2 protein-coding genes are annotated in these 5,085 nt (G+C 57.3%); both read left to right on the top strand.

Annotated elements, in window-relative coordinates; translation table 11 throughout:
* Positions 1-361, top strand: a 361-nt coding sequence (locus ACTRXD_RS00105; RefSeq protein ID WP_442429855.1) for a phosphopantetheine-binding protein, incomplete at its 5' end; no start/stop codon positions are given.
* 15 nt (positions 362-376) lie between these two features.
* A partial coding sequence (locus ACTRXD_RS00100; RefSeq protein ID WP_442429854.1) for an amino acid adenylation domain-containing protein occupies positions 377-5,085 on the top strand: 4,709 nt, incomplete at its 3' end.

Below are 5,085 nucleotides of genomic sequence, written 5' to 3'. Positions count from 1 at the left end.
GGCGGAGAGCCAGCGGCCGGGGGCGGAGGAAGCGCCGCAGACGGAGACGGAGCGGACCCTGGCGGCGATCTGGGCGCAGGTGCTCGGGCTCCCTCGCGTCGGTCGCCACGAGAACTTCTTTGCACTCGGCGGCGATTCGATCACCAGCCTGCAGGTTCTGGCGCGGGCCCACCGCGCAGGAATCCAATTGACCCCCAAGCAACTCTTTGACCATCCGACCGTTGCCTCTGCTGTTGCCGTGGCGGTGGTCGGCAGCGCGGCAGCAACAGAATCATTGCCGGACGCCGCCGATCCATCTCGAATCTCTGATGTGGAACTGACGGATGACGATATGCAGAACTTACTGGAAGAAATCGTATAGGGGATTGACCTGAACATGATTGATGCAACGAAGGTCGAGTCGACCAAGCGCGCCGCCGCAAAACAGATCGAAGCCATTTACCCGCTTTCGCCGATGCAGGAAGGAATGTTGTTCCATACGTTAATGAACCCCGGCACCGGTATTTATCTGATGCAAAACCGGTATTACGTGGAGGGAGACGTGGATCCCGAGGTCTTTCGCCGGGCGTGGGAACAGGTCATTGCGCGTCATTCCATCTTGCGCACGTCCTTTGCGTGGAAGACTCAGAAACGTCCGTTGCAGGCCGTGCATAAGCAGGTGGAAGTCCCTCTCGATGTTATGGATTGGCGTGGGACGAATCGGGTGGAGCAAATCAGCCGCCTGGATATTCTCTTGCAACGCGAACTGGAAAAAGGATTCGATTTTGCCAAAGCGCCGTTGATGCGATTGCGCTTGATTCGTCTGACCGACCATACCTATCAGTTTGTGCATAGTTTTCATCATATCCTATTGGATGAATGGTGCATTTCACCGCTGCTTATGGATTTTCTGGCGCATTATGAAGCCTGTGCCCAGGGGCGGGACTGTCAGACAGATGTCCCTCGTCCCTATCGGGACTACATTGCATGGTTACAAAAGCAGGACTTGAAGGTTGCGGAGACGTTCTGGCGGGACTACCTCCGTGATTTTTCAACGCCGACGCCACTGGCGTATGACCGACCGCCTGAAGGCCTTGCCGATCAAAATGAAGATGCGGCGGATCATTGCATCCACTTGAGCGCTGACACCACGGCGGCCCTGGTCTCATTGGCCCAACAGCATCGACTGACGCCGAACACATTCGTGCAAGGTGCATGGGCGATTCTCTTGAGTTACTACAGTGGCGATCCGGACATTCTGTTCGGTGTGACCGTCGCCGGTCGTCCGACAGATCTGCTGGGCATGGAGTCCGTGCTCGGACTGTTCATTAATACGCTTCCGCTGCGTGCGCGGGTCTCGCCTGACCGTCACGTCCTTCCATGGCTCAAAGATGTATTGGCGGAGAATGTCCGGCTGCGGCAGTTTGAATATACGCCGCTTGTCCATATTCAACGTTGCAGTGAAATTCAGCGGGGGGAAGCGCTGTTTCACAGCCTGTTCGTCTTCGAGAATGCCCCGGTCGATCCGGCGCTTTGCGATGGACGAATTATGTTTCGTGCCGAAGAAGAGCAATACCGGGTCCATACCAATTACCCCATGACCGTAATGGGATGGCCGGGGAAGGAACTGGGTCTGAAGCTGTCCTATGACCGCCGGGTGTTCGACTCGGAAACGGTCGTCAGAATGATCGGCCATTTGAAACGGGTGCTGGAAGGGATGGTTCAGCGCCCTGACGCTCGAATCGGCGAATTGCCCATGCTCGGGCAGGATGAACGCACACAGCTCCTCACGACGTGGGTCGCGACGACGGCGCACAAACAGGAAGACAGGAGTTTCAGTGTCCGGTTTGAAGAGCAGGTCCGGCGAACGCCCCAGTCGCCTGCAGTTTCCTGCCAGGGTCGTGTCCTGAGTTATCACGAACTAAATCGACAGGCCAACCGGCTCGCCCATGATTTGGTGTCCGCCGGGGTCGGTCCGGAAACCATCGTCGCTCTGCTGGACGAACGAAGTCCCGCTCTCCTCACGATGATCGTGGGCGTATTCAAGGCCGGCGGAGCCTATCTTCCGCTGGACCCTCATCATCCCACGTCGCGGCTGGTGAATATTCTCGAACTCAGCCGGGTCCCGGTGGTCGTGACGTCAGCGGGTTTGTTGGACCATCTGACACAGGCAGTGGCTTCCCTGCCGGAGGAGGCTCGTCCACTTCTGTTGTCGCTTGATGCCGTCTTGGCTGAGCCGGGCCATGAGGAAAATATTCCGGAACGGGCGCGACCGGAACATCTGGCCTATGTCATCTATACGTCCGGCTCGACCGGTGTGCCTAAGGGAGCGATGGTCACGCATGGCGGCATGCTCAACAATTTTTCGAGTAAACTCTCATCCCTGTCACTAACCGGGACTGACGTGATCGCGCAGACGGCATCACAATGTTTCGATATTTCAGTCTGGCAATTCTTGACGGCGCTGGTATGCGGAGCGCGCACGCATATCGTGCCGGACGAAATCGTTCGCGATCCTGAGAAACTTTTACCGCATCTTGAAGAGGCGGGGATCAGTATTTTTGAGACGGTTCCCGCATTGCTGCAGGCGTTGCTGGACACCGGCCGCGCATCTGGTTCAATGACCTCTCTATCCAGACTGCGTTGGGTCTTGCCAACCGGTGAAGCTTTGCCGGCGTCCTTGTGTCGTCATTGGTTTGAGCACTATCCGCAGATTCCCCTGATGAATGCGTATGGACCGGCTGAATGTGCCGACGATGTTGCAGTCCATCCGATCATGATCGCTCCTCCTGAGGGTCTCCTCCAGGTTCCGATCGGTCGGGCAATACCCAATATTCGGCTCTATATCGTAAATCGTTTTCTTTTTCCGGTTCCGGTTGGTGTGTCGGGAGAGTTGTGTGTCGGAGGTGTCGGTGTCGGGCGTGGGTATGTGCAGGATCCGATCCGCACAGCAGAATCCTTCGTGCCGGATCCGTTCGGTACGGAGCGTGGCGCGCGCCTCTATCGCACGGGCGATCTGGCGAGATATCGGAAAGACGGCACGATCGAGTATCTGGGACGCCTGGACCATCAAGTCAAAATTCGAGGATTCCGGATCGAGCTCGGTGACATCGAGACGCATCTGAACCGCCACGGGTCTGTTCGAGACGCCGTGGTCGTGGTGCGCGAAGACCGGCCGGGCGACCGGCGGTTGGTGGCCTATGTCGTCAATCGTGAAAAGGAACCGGTCGATGCCGCGGCCCTACGGCAGTTTCTTGAGGCACAACTTCCTGAATACATGGTCCCCGCCTTTTTCGTGGCGCTCGACACGTTGCCGAGGACTGTTAATGGAAAAGTCGACCGCCGGGCCTTGCCGGCTCCGGGCATCGATGATCATCTCGCACAACGTTATCTTGCGCCTCGCACGACCACGGAAGAATTGTTAGCCGGCATGTGGATGGACATTCTTACGGTGGATCGTGTGGGAATACACGATAATTTTTTTGAACTTGGCGGCCACTCCCTGTTATCAACCCAAATCATGTCGCGAATCCGTAGCGCCTTTCATATCGAGTTGCCGCTCAGGACCCTATTCGATTCCCCCACGGTTTCGGAACTGGCCGTGGCTGTGGATGGAAGGCGGGGGAAAGAAGCCGGCCCCCAGCCCCCTTCGATTGTTCCTGTGGACACAACGGGGCCGCTCCCACTTTCATTTGCACAACAGCGGCTCTGGTTTTTGGCGAAGATGGAACCGGACAGCTGGTTCTACAATCTTTCGTTCGGCATGCGAGTGGCCGGTCCGTTGGACGTGGCGGCCTTGCGGGCAAGTTTTGACGCCGTGGCTCGTCGTCACGACATGCTGCGGATGATATTTACAGTGGCCAATGGGCGTCCGTCGCAAGTGATTGATGAATCTCTACCGACACCCTTCGCGTGTATAGTCATTGCTCCCCCAACGGGAAATGACAGGGAGCAGGAGGTTCAGCGGTTAGCCGACGAGGAGGCCCGGCACGTATTCAATATTGAAGGTGGTCTACTATGGCGGGCGCGGTTGTTTCAGTTGAACGAGCAGGACCATGTTTTGATGGTGACCTTGCACCATGCCATCGCGGACGGCTGGTCGCTGAATCTACTCCTTACCGACATGATTGCCTCGTACGCTGCCTTGCGAGCGGGCCGACCGTCTCCGCTCCAAGCGCCGTGCCTGCAGTATGCGGACTATGCACAGTGGCAGCGCAAATGGCTTGCCGGTGAGGTTCTGGAACGGCAACTCGATTATTGGAAACTGACACTGAGCGGTGCTCCTGCGGTCCTGGCGCTCCAAGCCGACCATGTTCGTCCGTCTGTTCAAACGTTCCGCGGTGCACGGCATGTCATCATGATGCCCGGCCCCCTGACGACTGCACTGCATGTCATCGGCAGGCGTCAGGGGGCGACGTTGTTTATGACCTTGTTGGCAGCCTTCCAGGTACTGTTGCATCGCTATAGCGGAGAAACAGATGTCTCGATCGGTACGCCGATTGCGAATCGGACCAGTCTTGAGACGGAGGACCTCATCGGGTTTTTCGTCAATACGCTGGTGCTCCGGACCGATCTCGGCGGTAATCCGCGCTTCATCGACCTGTTGAGCCGTGTCCGTGAAGTCGTGCTTGGCGCGCAAGCCCATCAGGATCTGCCGTTCGAGCACGTTGTTGAGGCTTTGCGGCCAACCCGTGATTTAAGCCATCCACCCCTTTTTCAGGTGATGTTCGCTCTGCAGACACTGAATGCTCAGACCTTTGATCTCCCTGATCTGAAGATTGAAATGCTTGACATCGATCCTGGAAGCGCCAAGTTCGACTTGTCTTTGGAAATGACGCTCGAGCCGGAAGGGCTGACCGGATTTTTCGAGTACAACACGGATCTGTTCGAACCCTCCACCATTCAGCGAATGGCCGGGCATTTTCAGTCAATTTTAGAAGCGATCGTTAACCAACCGGAACAACGGTTATCGGCGTTGTCGATGATGGGGGCGGCGGAGCGGGCGGTAGTGGTGGAGGAGTGGAATGCCACGGCCCGGGCCTATCCGACAGCCACGACGGTGCCGGAGCTGATTGCCCTGCAGGCCGCGCGTACCCCGACGGCCCT

Source organism: Nitrospira sp. T9 (genome assembly GCF_052156535.1).
Taxonomy (GTDB): domain Bacteria; phylum Nitrospirota; class Nitrospiria; order Nitrospirales; family UBA8639; genus Nitrospira_E.
Note: the sequence above shows the minus strand (reverse complement) of the source record. Positions and strands in the feature narration are given on the sequence as shown.